The following is a 16,559-nucleotide window of genomic DNA, read 5'->3' as shown; positions in this document are numbered from 1 at the left end:
TAATTTGCGATCGAGGCGATTCTATATCCCAGCCGCTTTTAAAAGCAAGAATGCCGTGCTTCGACCCTTCGGCTTTGCTCAGGACAGGCTCCCTCGACATCGCCTTTAGTCCCGAGCTTGTCGAGGGATCAGCACGAACGGAAATTTAATAGGCCATTTGGAAGTTTTACCGTTCGCCCTGAGCGTGTCGAAGGGTGAACGGAAACTCGCCAGGTTGAATCTCTGATGCGCCTCCGTTACACTTTGTTTCAACTCATGCGAAAGCTCCTCATCTCCCTACTCGCTCTCGCTTTGCTTTTCGTTCTTTCCCCAAGCCATGCTCAAGAGGAAAAACCCCGCGACGTTTTTCTGAAGGCTTACAATCTTTTCGCCAAAGGCGAGTCGCGGCCGGCCGAAGAGCTGCTCCTTCGCACGCTGGACAAGGCTTTTACCCTGGAGGATTACAGCCTCTACCATCTCGGCCTGATCGCGGCCAAGAGCGAAAACATTTCGTCGGCGCGGCAATATTTTTCCAAGCTTCAGCGGAAATTTCCCGACAGCATATGGGCCCAGCCTGCCGGGCTCGAACTGGCGAGACTGGCCATAGCGGAGAAAAGCTACGCCGAGGCGATCGAGCTTTGCCGGGAGCTCCGTTCCCAGCGCTCCAAGAATGAAATCTCCGATGAAGCCGCCTATCTCCTGGGCCGGGCGCACGAGGCGCTCGGGGATGCGAAGCGCGCTTACTCCACGTATCAGGAATTGCGGCGCGCCTCTCCCCTCTCGTCTCCGGCCGCAGCGGCGCGGAAGGCGGTCGCCGCCTTGCGGGAAAAATCCCCCGATCTTTTCGGCTTGACGACGCCGGAGGCGTTGCTCGCCGAGGGCGAGTTGCTGGCGCGCGAGCAGGTCTATTCGGAGGCCGAGAAATTATATCGCAAGGTTTTGGAGCAAACGTCCAAGAATACTTCCCGTCCGCGGGTCCTCGCCGCGCTGGCAAACGTTTATCGCGCGCAGCGGAAGCGGGACGAAGCCAATCCCCTCCTCGTCGAGATCGCGCAGCGCTATCCCGAGAGCGCCGAAGCGCCGGCGGCGCTGAACCAGCTCGCGATGAATCATTGGAATCGCGACGACGACGCCAAGGCGCTGGAATATTTCAAACGCCTGCGCGAGCGTTACCCGAAAAGCTCTTTAGTCGATTACGCCGAGTACGCCTCCGCGCGCATCTATGAGTCTGAAGGCAAGCAGGACGAGGCACTGGCCGCTTATCAAAGCCTGGCGAAGAAACCCGGAGACGGCCAGCCGCGCGAAGACGCCGCATGGCGCGCGGCATGGATCTACTACTTGAGAAAAGACGATAAAAACGCCAACGCCGCCTTCAAGCGGATCGCCTCCGGCAAGAACAACACGCGCTGGCGCGCCGCGGCGCTCTACTGGCAGGCCCGGACCGCGGCGAGGATGGAGCAGAAAGAGGAAGCCAAGCAGCTCTTTCTCGCCGTCCTCCGCGATCCGGAAGAGACCTACTATAGAGGCGCGGCCGCCGGCTGGCTTCAGCGTCTCGGCGGCGCCGTCGAAGAGAAGAAACCGGCCGAGCCCACGATCGCGACCATCACACCGCCGCCGCTCACGCCTTCGCAATCGTTTCATTTTTCCCGGGCCCAGGAGCTTTCGGAGTTGGCGATGAATGCGCAGGCCGTGGCCGAGTTGGACGAAGTAAAAACTCTCGGCGCGGAAGAATTATCGCTCCGCTTGCTGCTCATGCGCGAGTACGCCCGCAACGGCGGCTACGCGCGCAGCGTGGCTCTCGCCCATCAAGTGCAGTTTCCGCGCTCGTCCGAAGAGCTGGCGCGCTACCGCTATCCGCTGGCTTACTGGGACATGGTGCAAAAACTCGCCAAAGAAAACGGCATCGATCCGCACCTTGTCGTGTCGCTGATTCGCCAGGAGAGCCTCTTCGATCCCAAAGCGGTTTCTCCGGCGGCGGCGATTGGATTGATGCAGCTTCTTCACTCGACCGCGACCCGGACCGCAGCGCGGGCGAGCTTGCCTCCGCCGCCGCGCGAGAAGCTCTTCGAGCCCGAGGTCAACCTCGCGCTGGGAATCCACCACTTGAAAGAGCTGCTCCAGAAGTACTCGAACAGCCTCATCAAGGCGATCGCCGCCTACAACGCGGGCGAGAACGCCGTCTCGCGCTGGGAAACGCAGCTCGCCGCGGCCGACGACGACGAGTTCATCGAGCGGATTCCTTATCCTGAGACGCAGCTCTACGTGAAGCTCGTGCTCAGGAACCTCAGGGTGTATCGAACTCTCTACGGCGAGAACAAGTGAAGCCACGCAGAGACCTTCCGCTGATCGGGATCACGCCGGATGTCGGTGGCGAGCGAAGTCGAGCCACGCCGCGGCCGGGAAACAAAGCGGAGCCATTGATTGTGCTTCAGGAACGTTACTCGCGCGCGGTCCAGGAGGCGGGAGCAGTCCCGCTGGTTCTCCCCATCTTGCCCGCGCTGGCGAGCATGCGAAGAGCGATCGAAAGTCTGGATGGTCTCATCGTCAGTGGTGGAAATTTCGACATCAATCCAAAGCTTTATGGCGAGGAACCGATCAAAGGAATGAGAAATATCGTGGAGGAACGGACGCGGTTCGAGCTTGGGTTGATCGATCTCGCTCTGGAGCGAGACATGCCCATTCTGGGAGTATGCGGCGGCGCACAGGCGATCAACGTCGCGCTCGGCGGCTCGCTCTACCAGGACATAAAAAGCCAGGTCGCCGGCGCCGCACAGCATGAGCGGGGATCTCTAAAAGAGAGCGGCGGGCACTTGGTAACCATCGTCAAAGGAACCAAGCTCAGGAAGATCGTCGGGCGCGAATCCCTAGAGGTCAACACCACGCATCATCAGGCCGTGAAGAAGCTCGGCAAGGGGTTGATCGTCAACGCCGCCGCGGAAGACCAGGTCGTCGAAGGCATCGAAAGCCGCAAGCACACCTTCGTGCTCGGCGTCCAGTGGCATCCGGAGTTCTTGGTCCAAAGAGATCAAGCGCAGAGAAAAATCTTCTCCGCCCTGGTATCGGCCTGCAGGTCAGGTGGGCGCTGAATTTGCCAGCTCTCTGATAAAGCGATCGTCGATGAAGCGCTCAGGGTCGGCCTTGGCCGCGGCCGGCAAGTCTTTGGTCATCACCTTGAGCGCGATGGCCAACGCCGGCGCGACCGGGTAAGGAATCTCCGGCATCCCCGGCTGCGTGAGATCGTAGGTTTCTTCCGCGACGCTCCGGTCCTTGATCCTGCTATATTCCTGCTGGATTTTCACCGTGAACTGCCGGTCGGTGCGGTAGCGGTGCAGCCCCTCGACGTATGCCTTGATGAATTTGCGCACGGTCTCCGTCTCTTTGCGAACCGTGCGCCGGCGCGCGGCGATGCCGCCCAGGGCGTAGTTCAGGCCGAACTCGGCGAAATCCACGAGGAAGACGCAGCCCCGCCGCTTCGCCTCGACCGCGTGCGGCGGGGTTAAAACCATCGCATCGCACCGTCCGGCGATGAGCGCGGCGATTCCTTCTATCCCCTCGCTCTGCACCCAGGTAAACCGGACCGGATGAACGCCGCTCTTGTGCAGTCGGTCGATGACAAAGTGAACCAGCACGTCGTTCAATCCTCGGTCTCCCATGAGGCCTATGCTCGCGCCGCTGAGCTGTTTGCGATCCTTGATCCCCGGCCGGCCCACCAGGAACTGCTGGTTGATGCCTCCTGTGAGAAAGACAAGATCCGCGCCCTCCTGAAGATCGGCTCGTAAAAGAGCCGGCGCCGCCAGATTTCCAAACTGAATCGCGCCGTCCATGAGTCCTTTGACCACGCCCCTGGCGCCGTCCATCAAACGCGTCTTCACGTCGAGGCCGTGTTTGGCGAACAGTCCGGCGCGCTCGGTGACGATCATGGGGCCCGCGCCTTGCCCGATCGTCGCGTATCCGGCGATCAAACTGATCTCAGCCATATCCTCCGTGTTCCTTCACCCCTCACCCTAGCCCTCTCCCAAAGGGAGAGGGGAATAAACCGAGCGGTCACCCCTATGTGTACCCTCTCTCCCACGATGTGGGAGAGGGAAAGGGTGAGGGTCAACTCCGGCCTTTTATAATGTTCTGCGCGAGCCGCCAGCGGAGAACTTCGGTTGCGCCTTCGGTGATGCGCGTGCTGCGGATCTGGCGGTACCACCATTCCAGCGGCAGCTCCTTGGTCAGCCCGACGCCGCCGTGCACCTGGATAGAGCGATCCACCACACGGCTCGCCATCTCGGTGCAGGTGATCTTGACCATGTACGATAGATTTCTCACGTCCTCGCCGCGATCGTGGCGCCAAGCGCACTCGTAAACCATGAGGCGCGCCGCGTGCAGCTCGGTCGCGGAGTCCGCGATCATGAACTGCACCGCCTGCCGCTCCGCCAATGGCCGTCCGAAAGTAACACGGTGACGCGAGTAGTCGATCATCATCTCCAAAGCGCGAGTGGCGATTCCCAGCAGACGAGCGCCGTGCCCCTTGATCCTACCTTCCTGAATCCACTGCTGCGCGAGCGAAAAGCCGCCGCCCACTTCGCCGATGACGTTCGCCGCGGGAACGCGAACGTCGTCGAACACGATCTGCCACGGCGCGTCGCCCATCATCGTCGGCCATTGGCGATCGAGCAACACGCCGGGACTTTTCAAGTTCACCATGAAACAAGTCACGCCGCCGCGCGCCCTCTTTTCGGCGTCAGTAACCGCCATGACCTGCGCGTAATCCGCGCGGCCGGCGCCGGTGATGAAGCGCTTGGTTCCGCTGAGGATAAAGTCGCCGCCGTCGCGCACCGCGCGCGTTTGCATGCTTGCGGGATCGCTGCCGGCGTCCGGCTCGGTCTGAGCGAAACACACGCGCATCTCGCCCTTCAGCACCGGCATGAGAAACCGCTCTCTCTGTTCCCCGTTGCAATGAAATAGGACCGGCCTCACCTCGGGTCCGAAGAGCTCCTGGCCGCGAAAAGGGAGCGCTGCGCTCCGTGAGAGTTCCTCGTGAATCACGCATCGGGCGAGCAACCCGAGGCCCGCGCCGCCGTGCTCGGCGGGGACGTCGAGCAGCCACAACCCCATGCTTTTAGCTTTTTCTTGCAGCGGCTTGAGCAGGTGCTCCGGCATCGGCCCCTCGCCGTCGTGCCGGTACTCGCGCTCGAGCGGGATCAGCTCGCTATCGACGAAGCGCCGAACGGTCTGCTTGAGGACCTGAAGCTCTTCGGGCAGGTTAAAATTCATATTCACTCAGTAGCGTCCGACTGTTTTGTGGGTTCGTCTAAAAAACACCTGTATTTACTTAACCCTCTGAGGTTCTCAACGTGTTACCGATTTGAACTCGTCACCGAAATGACAGTCTTAGAAAATCAGAAAGTTACAAGGGCAATTCGGCCAAATTTCCAATCTGTCGGACAGTAGTGATATTCACTTAGAATTTAGTAGCCAGTATCCAGGAGCCAGAATCCCCGCCCCACTCCTGGCTTCTGAATTCTGACTTCTGGATTCTATTTTTTATTCCGTTGATACGCTCCCAATCCCGGGCGAAAGGTTTTTTCGTCGAGAAACTGCCTCGCCCCTTCCTCCCGCCCTTTCTCAGGGTCGGTCGCTCTTAGCGCGGCGCCTTTGGCCGACATGTAGTCCTCGGCCTGGGCGTAGTCCATCGTGCGGCAGAACTTGTAGACCTCTTTCGCCGCGCGCAGCGTGTGCGGATTTTTTTCCATCAGCTTCTTCGCCAGCTTCACGGTCTCTTCTCTCAATTTCTCGCGCGGCACGGCGAAATTCACCAACTTGATCTCCGCGGCCTTTTTGCCGTCGAACGTGTCGCCGGTCATGATGTAATACACGGCGTCGCGGTAACTCAGAGCATCGGCCAAGACGCGACTCACCAAACCGCCGGGAAAAATTCCCCAGTTGATTTCGCTGAGGCCAAACGTGGCGTCCTCCGCCGCGATGGCGAAATCGCACGCGATCAGCGGCGTGAACGCGCCGCCGAAGCAATAGCCGTTGACCATCGCGATCGTCGGCTTGGGAAACGTGAACAGCCGCCGCCAGCGCCATTCCTGCGACGCCCATCCCGCCTTGCGCCGCTCCGCCGGATTATTTTCCAGCCCGCGAAAGTATTCCCTCAGGTCCTGTCCCGCGCACCAACTGCTGCCCGCGCCCGTCAGCACGACGACTTGCGTCTCCCTATCCGTCTCCAGCTCCGTCAGCGCTTCGAGCATATCGTAGTGGAGCTGCGGGTTCATCGCGTTGCGCTTCTCAGGGCGGTTCAAGATAACCCAGGCGATGCCGTCTTCTTTTTCGACTTTAACCGTCTGATAACTCTTGATGGTCATTGGTTCCCCTCCTTAACGAACTTTGAACGCGAGCATAATACGGTCACATTGCCTGTCAAGGAATAACTTCCGTCTTGAAAAGCGCGTTGGACATGCCTATTCTCGACCATCACTAACGTTCACGTCGAGGAGGACTGTCATGGCCGCACACTCTTCAATTCTACACAGCCTTCTGGTCGCCGGAACGCTTGGCGCTTTGGTTCTGGCACCGCCGGCATTTGCACAACAGGACCAACCGTCAGCCCAACCTCCAGCGGCGCCTCGCGGGGAAAAGCCTGCGCCCAACGTTCAACCGGCTCCCACGACGGTGCCCGGTCGTCCCGACATTCCCAACGCCGAAGTGGCGGCGAAGTTGCGCGGCGTCCAGGCGCCGCCTTTTCCGACGCCGGCGGACAAGCTGCCGGTCGCGCAGTTGAAGGTCCCCAAGGGCTTCAAGGTCGAGGTCTACACCAGCGGCATCGCCAACGCGCGCTCGCTCAGGCTCGGCGATAAGGGAACCGTTTTCGTCAGCAACCGTGTGCTCGACAAGGTCTACGCCGTCGTCGACCGGAATGGAAAACGCGAGGTGAAGGTCCTGGCCTCGGGGTTGGATCGTCCGAACGGCCTCGCCTTTCGTAACGGCGCGCTTTACATCGGCGAAGGCACCAAGATTTCCAAGCTGGAAAATATCGAGGACAACCTCGACAACCCGCCGAAGCCCGTCGTCATTTACTCCGACTTGCCCAATCATCAGTCGCACGGATGGAAGTTCATCGCCATCGGACCGGACAACAAGCTCTACATCAACGTCGGCGCGCCGTGCAATATTTGCATTCCGCCGGAGGAAAACGCGCAGATCCGGCGCATCAATCTTGACGGCAGCGGCGCGGAGGCGTTCGTGCGCGGCGTGCGCAACTCGGTCGGTTTCGATTGGCACCCGGTTACGAAAGAATTCTATTTCACCGATAACGGCCGCGACTGGTTGTCCGAGGACCTGCCCGAGGACGAGCTGAACCGCGTCACCAAGGCCGGGCAGCATTTCGGCTTCCCGTATTGCCACCAGGGCAATTTCACCGACCGTGAGGTCGGTTGGGGCCGCTCGTGCGACGAGTTCGTCAAGCCGGTCGCCTTGCTCGGCCCGCACAGCGCCGCGCTCGGCATGCGCTTCTACACCGGCCGGATGTTTCCAGCCGCATATCAGGGCGCCATCTTCATCGCGCGCCATGGCTCGTGGAACAAGACGAAGAAGATCGGCGGCGACGTGGTGGTCGCGAAGCTGAACAAGGACGGCACCGTGAAGTCGATCGAGCCTTTCCTCACCGGCTTCCTCCAGAACAATGAGTACAGCGGGCGGCCGGTCGACGTGCAATTCATGAAGGACGGCTCGCTCTTGATCTCGGACGACTACGCGGGCGCGGTTTACCGCGTCAGCTACGGGGCCGAGACGGCCAAGCGCTGATCGGTGTAGGGAATCTAGCACGGATGGGACAACACACCTGACCTGAAGAGAGATGCTTCGCTGCGCTCGGCATGACACAAACTCGGAATCGTGCAGGATGTCATCCTGAACGAAGTGAAGGATCTCTCCGATAGTATTCGCGCGTTTCGAGTCGCCGGTGCCGCTCTAGCTGCGCTTCTCTCGTTGGCGGCACTGCCCGCCGCAGCCGCTTCGCTCAGTGAACGTCTCGTTCCCTGTCTCGCCTGTCACGGCAATAAGGGACAATCGACGATTCCGGAAGTCCCTTCCCTCGGCGTCCAGCCCGCGTATTATCTTTCTCCAGGTTCACCGGATCAGCGTTCCACCCGTCGTGAGGAGCATCGGATCCCCGACGGGCCATCCTCCGGATGGCCCGTCGCCGTTCTCTTCCACAACTGATTCACGACGCCGCCGGACGGCGCAACAATGCCTCGTAGAACCCAACGATCCTCGCGATCATGGCATCGAACCGGAACTCCCCGACCACCCGCGCCCTTCCCGCCATCCCCATCCGCCTTGCCAAATCCTTGTCTCCGATGAGAGTGAGAATTCTATCGGCCAGCACCGCGGGGTTCCTGGGTTCGACGAGAAAACCGGTCACACCGTCGTCAAGGTACTCGGGGATTCCCCCTACGCGACTGCCGATGACAGGTTTCCCGCACGCCATTGCCTCGAGAATCACGTTGCCCGCCGCCTCCATCACCGACGGAATGACCGACACGTCGCACGAGTGAAAATACGAGACAATTCGATCGCGCGGAATCCATCCAGGGAACACGACGTGCTGTTCGAGCTCGAGATTCTGTACCAGCGCTTTAAGCCGGTGCTCGTAACTGTTGCCACCCTTTCCGCAAATCATGAAGACGACATTCGGGACCCGATCCGCCACAAGACGCGCAGCATAGATAAGATATTCTAACCCGTTCTTCGGTGCCAGGTGACGAGCGGCCAAAATCGTCGGCCTGCTCGTTGCCTCTGCCCCGCCACTGTTACCGCATTCGGCAGGGAAGAACTTTTCCGTGTCTACCGCACGCGGTAACAGGACGCATTTCCGCCGGTCTACTCCGAGTTCCAGTATCCGCTCCAATACGTATCCACTGTTCGCCGTAACCAAATCCGCGCTCTGCAGCGCCCGGCAAAAGAGCGTGTCGTACAAATCGTCCAGCCGCGCGCCGTACCCAGCCGTCCGTTCAGTCAGAATGTCCGCGCCCCGTACCGAGAGTAGGAGAGGCAGTCCGGTGGCATTCTTTACGAGAACGCCGGCGCTCCCGTCGGGATAGCCGAAGGATGCGTGAATCAGATCGGCGCCATTTGCCCGCGCAACCTCGATAGCGAAGCCTTCGATGCTCGCAATCTCGTAGCAACGTCGCGCTCGCGCGCCCATGCGGGGAGGCACGCTGGCAAGCAGTCCCAGCGCGCGTCGGACGTTCGGGACGGCCTGAATGAGGTGGTAGCGGTGCCGCGGCATGGGATGGACGGTCACACCGTCCACGGCGTAGGGCCGGCGCGTCGTCCCGGAGAGGGAGATCGTGTGAATCTCGATACCGCGGCTTGACAAACTCCGAAATTCCTCGCTCAGAAAGCTGTACTCCGCAACGTCTTGTGAGGTACTATCAGGGGGACAGAGTGCAAGCACTTTCATGTCGTCTGGACCTTGATTATCCACCGAGGGGTGACCGAATGCTGGAGAATCATATCACCATCGTCGTCGTGCCGCGAGAGCGCTTCAGTCTCACGCGCGACTCCCTCCGCTCTATCTATGAGTTCACGGACACTCCCTTCGGGCTAGTATATGTCGACGGCGGTTCTCCTCGCAAGATAAAGCGGTTTCTCGAGTCAACGGCCAGAGAAAGAGGATTCCGGCTCATCCGGACAGATTCCTACCTGTCGCCGAACCGCGCCAGAAACCTCGGCCTCGGGCATGTCTCAAGCAAGTACGTGGTATTTCTCGACAACGATGTCCTCGTGGCTCCAGGTTGGCTCAGTCCGTTGGTCGAGTGTGCCGAGGACACCCGCGCGGCGGTGGTCACACCATTGACCCTCGAATGTTTCGATGGCGGCAGTGCAGTCGTACATTGCGCGGGAGGAGAATGCCACCTCGAGGTCGAGGACAGAAGCGGGACATCTCAGCGACGCATCAAGGACACGATGCATCATGCCGGGCGTAAGCCTGAGGACGTTCGCCCAGACCTCCGGCGGCAGCGGACAGAATATATCGAGTTCCATTGCTTCCTTGCGCGGACCGACATCTTCCGCCAAGTGGGCCCGTTCGATGAGCAATTGTTGAACACGAGGGACCACATCGATTTTTCTCTGCTCGTCGCCCAGGCGGGGGGGGCCATTTACCTTGAGCCGTCGTCCGTCGTCACTTTTGTCCACGGGCACCCGCTCGCGTGGAGCGACATTCCCTACTTTCTGCTTCGTTGGAGCGACGCATGGGAATTGGCCAGTCTTCATCGTCTGCGTGCCAAATGGGACCTCCCCGAAGATGAATACTTCCAGAGACGCTACAGGACCCTGGGGTGGAGGCGTAGGGCTTTGATCGAGCGTGCGGTTCGTTTGATGACCTTGGGGTTGAAGGCACGCGGACCGGGGCGGCTCCTCCTCGCCATGGAACGGGTGCTGAACCAATACTACGTAGCCCGCTACAGACCCGATGACCGGGTCGGGTGAAAGCCCGCAAGACCGAGCGGCAGGTCCGATGACTCGTGCTGTTGAACGGTCTGAGACCAACTTAGTTTCGGTCTAGAAAGATTGGACTCTAAGTGGACCCACAGGAAGGAGGAAAATTATGAACCAGATTCAACGACTCTACATGGTGCCGGTTCTGATCATCATCATTCTGTTACCGGTTTTTTTGGTGCGCGCTCAGGACCCGGCGAAGGTAGCAAAGGATGTTTACAAGACCACCACTGATAACGAGCATGTTCGGGTCTTAGACATCCGTCTAAAACCGGGCGGCAAGTCGCCGATGCACTCTCATCCGGCCTACATTGCCATCGCGTTAACTCCCTGCAAGGTCAAATTCACGGCGCCTAATGGCAAGAGCCAGGAGGTGGAGCTAAAGCCAGGTGAAGCGGTCTGGAGGGATGCCGAGACTCATAGCGTCGACAATGTTGGCGGAGAGTGTCACGCCCTAAACATCGAGTTAAAGCGCGCCACGAAAAAGGGTAACTAGCGCCGAGGACGGCTCTTCTGTGGTGGACGATCAGTGTTCGTCGCGGTCCCCAAATTTCACGATCAGGTAAACGTTCTGACCTTGGGTACTTCCGGCCGAAGACTTACAGCCCAAAAATCTTCCTGAACTCCTCGGCGTATTTATCGATATTCGCCGTGACCTCGCCAGGAACGAGCTTCAGGCGCAGCTTGGACTGGTCCATCTTTACCGCCAGCGGCTTCACGTCGCTCCGCGACGGGATGCGGCGCATGTCGCGGATCATCTCCTGGCTCTTCTTGGAGAGAATAAAATCGATGAAGAGCTTGCCGGCGTTGGGCGCATTGGCCTTGACGCCGAGACCGATGCCGTTGATCGTCGTCACGATCGGGTTGAAGCTCGGAATCCATTCGACCGGCGCGCCCTCGCTTTTCATCCGCTCGATGCGGAAGCTGTACGCCAGTCCCAGCGGCACCTCCCCTGCTCCGATCAACTGCGAAATCAAGCCGTGGCCGCGGCGCCACGCGGGGCCCTGCTGCGCCAGCCGCTGCATGTACTGGGTCGCTTTCTCGCGGCCCCATACCGTAACGAGCGTGCCGTACCAATCATAGTCCGCGGGGTCCATGAGGATCTTGCCTTTCCATTTTGCGTCTAAAAGATCGGCGTAGTCTCTCGGGACATCTTTCTCCGCCAGCATTCGGGTGTTGTACGCGACGATCAGGTTGTTGTTGTAAACGGCGGTCCAGCGGTTTTGCGAATCTTTAAGCTCGGCGATGTAAGCCTGAGCTTCGGGAGTGGCATACGGCGCCAAATAATTTCTCATCGCCAGGACCTGAATGGCGCTGGTCGACACCACGTCGAAGAGCGACCTGCCGGCGCGGTCCTCGGTTAATATGCGATTTAAAAGCTGCTCCTCCCCCGCCCGCACGAGTTCGATCCGAACGAACGGATACTGTTTTTCAAAGACGTCCACCAACGGCTTGGAGGTGTCGATCGCCATCGACGTATACCAGACCAGCTTGCCTTCTTTCTTGGCCGCCTGCAGCGCGTCCGGCGACGTCTGCCCCCAACCGGCTTGCACGTTGATGAGCCAGGCAATCAGAAAACATACGCAAAACATTTTTCTCATCCGACTCCTCCAATTCTTGCTCTCGCCTCGCGCCTGTTTATTTGACGACTCGACTCGCACGCTTGATGAGGTCGGGCGGAATCGTAAGCCCGAGCTGCTTGGCCGTTTTGAGATTGATTACGAGATCGAACTTGCTCGGCTCGATCGGGAGATCTCCGGGCTTGGCGCCCTTCAGAATCTTATCCACGTACACGGCAACGCGCTTGAAGTTCTCCGTGTAGTCGGCTGAATAGTCCATGAGCCCGCCGGCCGCCGCGTACTCGCTCCTTTCGGACATGGAGGGAAGCCGGTTCTTCAAGGCCAGTTCCGCAATCTGCTTGGAGTAATGGGCAAGCGCCGCGTTGCTGACGGCGATGAGCGCGCCGGCGCGCCCCTTGACGGCGGCTTGAAACGCTCCCTCCAGATTCAGTGTCGAGCCTCTCACTTCCAGCGATTGAACCTGTACCCTCCTCAACGGCGCAGCGGCTTCGTAGTCCTTGAAGGCGGTTGCCGCTGCTCGTCCCTCCGAGTTCCAAAGAATTCCGACGCGCGCGAGTCTCGGAACCGCCTCTTTGAGCAATTCCAATCCCTGCTTCCTTAATTCCCGGCTGAGACTGACAATCCCGGTGATGTTTCCGCCGGGGCGCGCCAGGTTCTCGACGATTCCGATCGCGACCGGATCCACGGAAATCACCATGACGACGGGAACCGTCGTCGCCGCCCGCTTGGCCGCGCGGATCGCCGGCACGGAAGAAACGACAAGGGCATCCACCTTGCTCCGCACGAGCTCCTCCACGAAACCCGGCACGCGGTCCAGCTTCCCTTCGGCGTAGCGATACTCGACCCGAATATTTTTTCCCTCGACATGACCCAGCTCGCGGAGCTTGTCGCGAAACGCCTCAACCAGGGGGCCGGGAGCTTTCGGATCTCCGGTCGACGACACAAATCCCACGCGCGCAACTTTGGCGGGCTGTTGCGCGGCTGCGGCGGGTGGCCATGCAAGCAGCGTTATGATCGTTAGAAGGTGGAGAGTTTTTCTCATAGATACGTGTTCATTGATTCTGTAAAAAGAACTCACTACCTCGCATCAGCAGTTTGAATGGACTTATTTCTCCCTCGCCCTTTTAGGGAGAGGGTTAGGGTGAGGGTTGTTTAAGGCCTCCACGATTCGTTCGAGAACGGCATCGATATTTTCCATCACCTCGTTGTCCCAAAGCCATGACTTGCCAGCAAACCGGACCTTTTTTCGTCCGCTTCAGTCTGCATAGTATGCTGCCCGCCATCGAGCTCTACCACTAAGCGCTGCTCGAGGCAGCAAAAGTCAGCAATGAAGTAGTTGATAGGATGCTGGCGACGGAACTTTGCGCCGTTTAGTTGGCGCGAGCGGATACGAGCCCATAAACGTCGCTCGGCATCAGTTTGGTCATGCCGTAGTCGCCGCGCCCGGTTTCGAAGTTTGGCAGTCGCCATTTGCATCGATCTTCCCTCACCCTTTCCCTCTCCCAAAGGGAGAGGGATCGCATACTCATCGGAAACGACCTGATCCGACAATCTGTACGGTTGGTCCCATGGAACGCAGCATTCTCTTACCACGGTCTCGTTATTCGTTAAAAGCACCTATACTTCCCTACTTCTGTTTTAAGACGCTGGGCATTTATGGCCGGCCTGCGGTAGGATTGACCGACTTGATGAGTCATGATAAGCGAAACACCGATGAACGGCGCGTCTGAACCGGCGCGTGGCGCCAAGCGCCCACGCAAATGCCGGGGAGATTAAAAAACAATCTATGAAAATCAGACCCCAGCTCTTGCTTGCCCTCATCCTGGTCGTGTTCTTCGCCCTGTTCGTCTATGTGGCCAAGGACTGGCGCCTTCAGGCGCGGCTCTATCCATGGGCGATCGGCATCCCGATGCTGGCGCTGGCCCTGGTTCAAGTCGTGCTCGATCTCAAAGGCATCGGCGCCAAAAAGGTCGGAGACCATGCACCGGTGGACGTTCAGTTCGCCGAGCGTGCGGACCCGGTCGAGGCTCGACGCCGAATGATCAATATCTTCTCCTGGATCGTCGGCTACATCGTCGCCATCTGGCTGCTCGGCTTTGCTTATTCGGTCCCTCTGCTCGTTTTTCTCTATCTCAAGGTCCAGTCGCGCGAAAGCTGGCCGCTCTCGATCGCTCTCACCGCGGTGGCGTGGGTCTTCTTCTGGGGGCTGTTCGACCGTCTTTTGCATTTGCCCTTTCCGCAAGGCGCTCTATTCGCCTGGCTCGGCGTGGAATAATTTGCGTTGGAGGATTTATGAAGCTTTTAAAGGTTTCAGGGTTCAATAAGATCGAGCGATTTCTCTCTCTCGCCTTGCGCCTCACGCCTCTCGCCTTCTTGCTTTTAACCCTTAAACCAATTTTCGCCCAGGAACCCTACTACAAAGGCAAGACGATCAAGATCGTCGTCGGCCTCAGCGCCAGCGGCGGCTACGACCGGGCCGCCCGGCTGCTGTCGCGCCACATGGGGAAATACATCCCCGGCAATCCCGAGATCATCGTGCAAAATATGCCTGGCGCAGGCTCGGTGATTTCCGCCAATTATGTCTCCGGTGTGGCCAAGCCCGACGGCCTCACGCTGCTGATGCCGCACAACAATGTTTATCTGAGCCAATTGTCCGGAGACAAAGAGGTCAAGTTCGATCTCCTGAAGATGCAGTGGATCGGCTCGTTGGAAAGGGAAGACATGATGCTTTTTATCCGGACCGATGCGGCGGTTAAATCGATCAAGGACGTCCTCCAGGCCAAGGAACCGCCCAAGTGCGGAACAACGGGCGTCGGAGGATCCGATTATGTCATGTCGAGAATCCTCGAAGAGACCGTCGGCGCCAAATTCAATCAAGTGCTCGGGTATCCCGGGAGCAACGAGATCGCCATCGCCGTCGAGCGCGGCGAGGTCGCTTGCCAGGGCCTCACGATTTCCACGTTTTTCTCGCGCGAGCCCTTCTTGACCTGGAACAAAAACAACTTCGTTCGGTTCCTCGCCCAGAGCGGGCGCAAGAGAGACGAGCGGGTCAACGGGCCCACGATTTTCGAGCTGATGGACGAATACAAAACGCCGGCGCCCAAGCGCAGGCTCGCGGAGGCCATGCTCGCCGGCGGAGAATGGGCGAGGCCGATGCTCGTCGCTCCCGGCACTCCTCCGGAGAGAGTCAAGATCCTGCGGGAGGCCTACGATAAGGCCGTCAAGGATCCGGAACTCATCGCCGAGGCGAAGAAGCTAAGAATCGACGTCGAGCCGGGTAAAGGTTCGGAGCTCCAGGCCATGGCTAAAGAGGCGCTGAACCAACCGCCTGACGTTCTGGATCAGATCAAAAAACTCTTCGTCGTTCAGTAAGCGTTCGCGCGGAGATCAACGGAGGCCACGATGATCAAAAGATTTATCAGTTTCAGGCTTTCAGGGTTTCAGGGTTTAACGGTTGCAGGATTTTTCATGTTGTGTCTTTTAACCTTTCAACTCTTCAACCCTTGGACCCTAGAACCTGTTTTTGCCCAGACGCCTTTCTACCAGGGCAAGACGATCAACATTATCGTCGGCACGAAAGCCGGCGATGTTTATGACCTCTACGCGCGGGCAATCGCCCAATTTATTCCCAAATACATCCCCGGAAATCCCACTATCATCGCGCAGAACATCGCCGGGGCAGGCTCTTTGATCGCAGCCAACCACGTCTATAATATCGGCAAACCCGACGGCCTGACGCTCGGCGCCATCTTTCCAGCACTTTACTTCGACCAGCTCACTGGGCGCCAAGAGGTCAAATTCGATTGGACGAAGTTTAACTGGATTGGCAGTCCCGTTGTATCGAACCATTTTATCTATATGCGAGCTGACACCCCTTACAGGACCATCGACGATGTCCGAACTGCCAAGGAGCCGCCCAAGTGTGGATCGACGGGAACTGCCTCGACCGGCTACTACATGCCCAAGCTGTTTGAGGAAGTTATTGGGGCAAAGTTTAACATCATAACGGGCTATCAGGCCGGGGGCGATATCGACCTCGCAGTGGAAAGGGGGGAAGTCGTGTGTCGCTCTTTCACTATTACGGCCTACTTCGCCCGGGAGCCTTTTCATACCTGGCGCAAAAAAGGTTTTGTTCGCGAGCTCTTTCAGACCGGGAAAAAACGGGACCCGAGGCTGCCCAATGTCCCCACGATCTATGAACTCATGGATAAATATAAGACGCCGGAATCTGGCAGGCGTCTTGCGACCGTGATTTTAGCTGCCGGCGATGTCGGCCGTCCCTATGTGACTCCCCCGGGAGTTCCGGCGGATCGGATCAAGATTCTACGTGATGCCTTTACGAAGACAATGAATGATCCCGGATTCAAAGCTGAGGCTGAGAAGAGAATGCTAGAGTTGGACCCTGTTAGCGGAGAGGAGCTTGAAACGCTAGCCAACGAGGTGATTGCCCAGCCACCAGAGATCATCGAACGGATGAAGAAGGTTCTGGGACAGTAAAGAGATTGA

The 16,559-nt window shown here is 58.8% G+C and carries 16 protein-coding genes; 9 read left to right on the top strand and 7 right to left on the bottom strand.

Annotated elements, in window-relative coordinates:
- The first annotated feature begins 225 nt into the window (after nucleotides 1–225).
- Together VGL70_14685 and VGL70_14680 are read left to right on the top strand one after the other, a co-directional pair.
- Complete coding sequence (locus VGL70_14685; GenBank protein ID HEY3304775.1) at nucleotides 226–2,301, top strand: transglycosylase SLT domain-containing protein; 2,076 nt, start codon at nucleotides 226–228, stop codon at nucleotides 2,299–2,301.
- Complete coding sequence (locus VGL70_14680) at nucleotides 2,298–3,065, top strand: gamma-glutamyl-gamma-aminobutyrate hydrolase family protein (protein ID HEY3304774.1); 768 nt, start codon at nucleotides 2,298–2,300, stop codon at nucleotides 3,063–3,065. Before VGL70_14685 ends, VGL70_14680 begins: the two co-directional genes overlap by 4 nt.
- Here VGL70_14680 and VGL70_14675 read toward each other — a convergent pair.
- From VGL70_14675 to VGL70_14665, 3 genes are all read right to left on the bottom strand, one after another.
- Nucleotides 3,051–3,956 (bottom strand): ABC transporter substrate-binding protein, encoded by a 906-nt coding sequence (locus VGL70_14675; GenBank protein ID HEY3304773.1) that lies wholly within the window; start codon nucleotides 3,954–3,956, stop codon nucleotides 3,051–3,053. The genes VGL70_14680 and VGL70_14675 overlap by 15 nt on opposite strands.
- A gap of 121 nt (nucleotides 3,957–4,077) precedes the next feature.
- Entirely contained in the window at nucleotides 4,078–5,241 is a 1,164-nt protein-coding gene (locus VGL70_14670; protein ID HEY3304772.1) for an acyl-CoA dehydrogenase, read from the bottom strand.
- A 263-nt stretch (nucleotides 5,242–5,504) separates the two neighbouring features.
- Entirely contained in the window at nucleotides 5,505–6,335 is an 831-nt protein-coding gene (locus VGL70_14665) for a p-hydroxycinnamoyl CoA hydratase/lyase (GenBank protein ID HEY3304771.1), read from the bottom strand.
- A gap of 139 nt (nucleotides 6,336–6,474) precedes the next feature.
- On the opposite strand from VGL70_14665, the gene VGL70_14660 reads away from it, so the two are divergent.
- Both VGL70_14660 and VGL70_14655 read left to right on the top strand, forming a co-directional pair.
- Nucleotides 6,475–7,773: a PQQ-dependent sugar dehydrogenase gene (locus VGL70_14660; protein HEY3304770.1), complete on the top strand. Its 1,299-nt coding sequence runs from the start codon at nucleotides 6,475–6,477 to the stop codon at nucleotides 7,771–7,773.
- 90 nt (nucleotides 7,774–7,863) lie between these two features.
- The gene (locus tag VGL70_14655; protein HEY3304769.1) at nucleotides 7,864–8,190 is read left to right on the top strand and encodes a hypothetical protein; all 327 of its coding nucleotides are present in this window, start codon (nucleotides 7,864–7,866) and stop codon (nucleotides 8,188–8,190) included.
- 1 nt (nucleotide 8,191) lies between these two features.
- Here the strand turns inward: VGL70_14655 and VGL70_14650 are convergent, their stop codons facing one another.
- Nucleotides 8,192–9,349, bottom strand: a complete 1,158-nt coding sequence (locus VGL70_14650; protein ID HEY3304768.1) for a glycosyltransferase family 4 protein — start codon at nucleotides 9,347–9,349, stop codon at nucleotides 8,192–8,194.
- 122 nt (nucleotides 9,350–9,471) lie between these two features.
- Here VGL70_14650 and VGL70_14645 point away from each other — a divergent pair, with 122 nt between their 5' ends.
- Together VGL70_14645 and VGL70_14640 are read left to right on the top strand one after the other, a co-directional pair.
- Nucleotides 9,472–10,464, top strand: coding sequence for a glycosyltransferase (locus VGL70_14645; protein ID HEY3304767.1), 993 nt, complete (start codon nucleotides 9,472–9,474; stop codon nucleotides 10,462–10,464).
- Between the two features lie 118 nt (nucleotides 10,465–10,582).
- On the top strand, nucleotides 10,583–10,969 hold the full coding sequence (locus tag VGL70_14640) for a cytoplasmic protein (GenBank protein ID HEY3304766.1): 387 nt from the start codon (nucleotides 10,583–10,585) through the stop codon (nucleotides 10,967–10,969).
- A gap of 103 nt (nucleotides 10,970–11,072) precedes the next feature.
- Here the strand turns inward: VGL70_14640 and VGL70_14635 are convergent, their stop codons facing one another.
- The 3 genes from VGL70_14635 to VGL70_14625 form a co-directional block, all read right to left on the bottom strand.
- A complete protein-coding gene (locus VGL70_14635; protein ID HEY3304765.1) occupies nucleotides 11,073–12,074 on the bottom strand; it encodes an extracellular solute-binding protein in 1,002 nt (333 codons plus the stop codon).
- A gap of 37 nt (nucleotides 12,075–12,111) precedes the next feature.
- Complete coding sequence (locus tag VGL70_14630; GenBank protein ID HEY3304764.1) at nucleotides 12,112–13,095, bottom strand: ABC transporter substrate-binding protein; 984 nt, start codon at nucleotides 13,093–13,095, stop codon at nucleotides 12,112–12,114.
- Nucleotides 13,096–13,250: 155 nt separating this feature from the next.
- Complete coding sequence (locus VGL70_14625; protein ID HEY3304763.1) at nucleotides 13,251–13,523, bottom strand: DUF559 domain-containing protein; 273 nt, start codon at nucleotides 13,521–13,523, stop codon at nucleotides 13,251–13,253.
- A 316-nt stretch (nucleotides 13,524–13,839) separates the two neighbouring features.
- On the opposite strand from VGL70_14625, the gene VGL70_14620 reads away from it, so the two are divergent.
- Genes VGL70_14620 through VGL70_14610 form a run of 3 tightly spaced genes read left to right on the top strand, consistent with a single transcriptional unit; the run spans nucleotide 13,840 to nucleotide 16,550 of the window.
- Nucleotides 13,840–14,328: a tripartite tricarboxylate transporter TctB family protein gene (locus VGL70_14620; GenBank protein HEY3304762.1), complete on the top strand. Its 489-nt coding sequence runs from the start codon at nucleotides 13,840–13,842 to the stop codon at nucleotides 14,326–14,328.
- A gap of 17 nt (nucleotides 14,329–14,345) precedes the next feature.
- Entirely contained in the window at nucleotides 14,346–15,425 is a 1,080-nt protein-coding gene (locus VGL70_14615) for a tripartite tricarboxylate transporter substrate-binding protein (protein HEY3304761.1), read from the top strand.
- A 30-nt stretch (nucleotides 15,426–15,455) separates the two neighbouring features.
- Nucleotides 15,456–16,550, top strand: a complete 1,095-nt coding sequence (locus VGL70_14610; protein ID HEY3304760.1) for a tripartite tricarboxylate transporter substrate-binding protein — start codon at nucleotides 15,456–15,458, stop codon at nucleotides 16,548–16,550.
- Nucleotides 16,551–16,559 lie beyond the last annotated feature (9 nt).

The sequence above is a fragment of the Candidatus Binatia bacterium genome (genome assembly GCA_036504975.1).
GTDB lineage: Bacteria > Desulfobacterota > Binatia > UBA9968 > UBA9968 > JAJPJQ01.
Note: the sequence above shows the minus strand (reverse complement) of the source record. Positions and strands in the feature narration are given on the sequence as shown.

Excerpts from the sequence above, each read along its gene's own strand:
- VGL70_14660 (HEY3304770.1), top strand. The coding sequence starts at position 6,475 with ATGGCCGCACACTCTTCAATTCTACACAGCCTTCTGGTCGCCGGAACG.
- VGL70_14635 (HEY3304765.1), bottom strand. The coding sequence starts at position 12,074 with ATGAGAAAAATGTTTTGCGTATGTTTTCTGATTGCCTGGCTCATCAAC.
- VGL70_14610 (HEY3304760.1), top strand. The coding sequence starts at position 15,456 with ATGATCAAAAGATTTATCAGTTTCAGGCTTTCAGGGTTTCAGGGTTTA.
- VGL70_14620 (HEY3304762.1), top strand. The coding sequence starts at position 13,840 with ATGAAAATCAGACCCCAGCTCTTGCTTGCCCTCATCCTGGTCGTGTTC.
- VGL70_14640 (HEY3304766.1), top strand. The coding sequence starts at position 10,583 with ATGAACCAGATTCAACGACTCTACATGGTGCCGGTTCTGATCATCATC.
- VGL70_14630 (HEY3304764.1), bottom strand. The coding sequence starts at position 13,095 with ATGAGAAAAACTCTCCACCTTCTAACGATCATAACGCTGCTTGCATGG.
- VGL70_14615 (HEY3304761.1), top strand. The coding sequence starts at position 14,346 with ATGAAGCTTTTAAAGGTTTCAGGGTTCAATAAGATCGAGCGATTTCTC.
- VGL70_14665 (HEY3304771.1), bottom strand. The coding sequence starts at position 6,335 with ATGACCATCAAGAGTTATCAGACGGTTAAAGTCGAAAAAGAAGACGGC.
- VGL70_14645 (HEY3304767.1), top strand. The coding sequence starts at position 9,472 with ATGCTGGAGAATCATATCACCATCGTCGTCGTGCCGCGAGAGCGCTTC.
- VGL70_14670 (HEY3304772.1), bottom strand. The coding sequence starts at position 5,241 with ATGAATTTTAACCTGCCCGAAGAGCTTCAGGTCCTCAAGCAGACCGTT.
- VGL70_14685 (HEY3304775.1), top strand. The coding sequence starts at position 226 with ATGCGCCTCCGTTACACTTTGTTTCAACTCATGCGAAAGCTCCTCATC.
- VGL70_14675 (HEY3304773.1), bottom strand. The coding sequence starts at position 3,956 with ATGGCTGAGATCAGTTTGATCGCCGGATACGCGACGATCGGGCAAGGC.
- VGL70_14625 (HEY3304763.1), bottom strand. The coding sequence starts at position 13,523 with ATGGCGACTGCCAAACTTCGAAACCGGGCGCGGCGACTACGGCATGAC.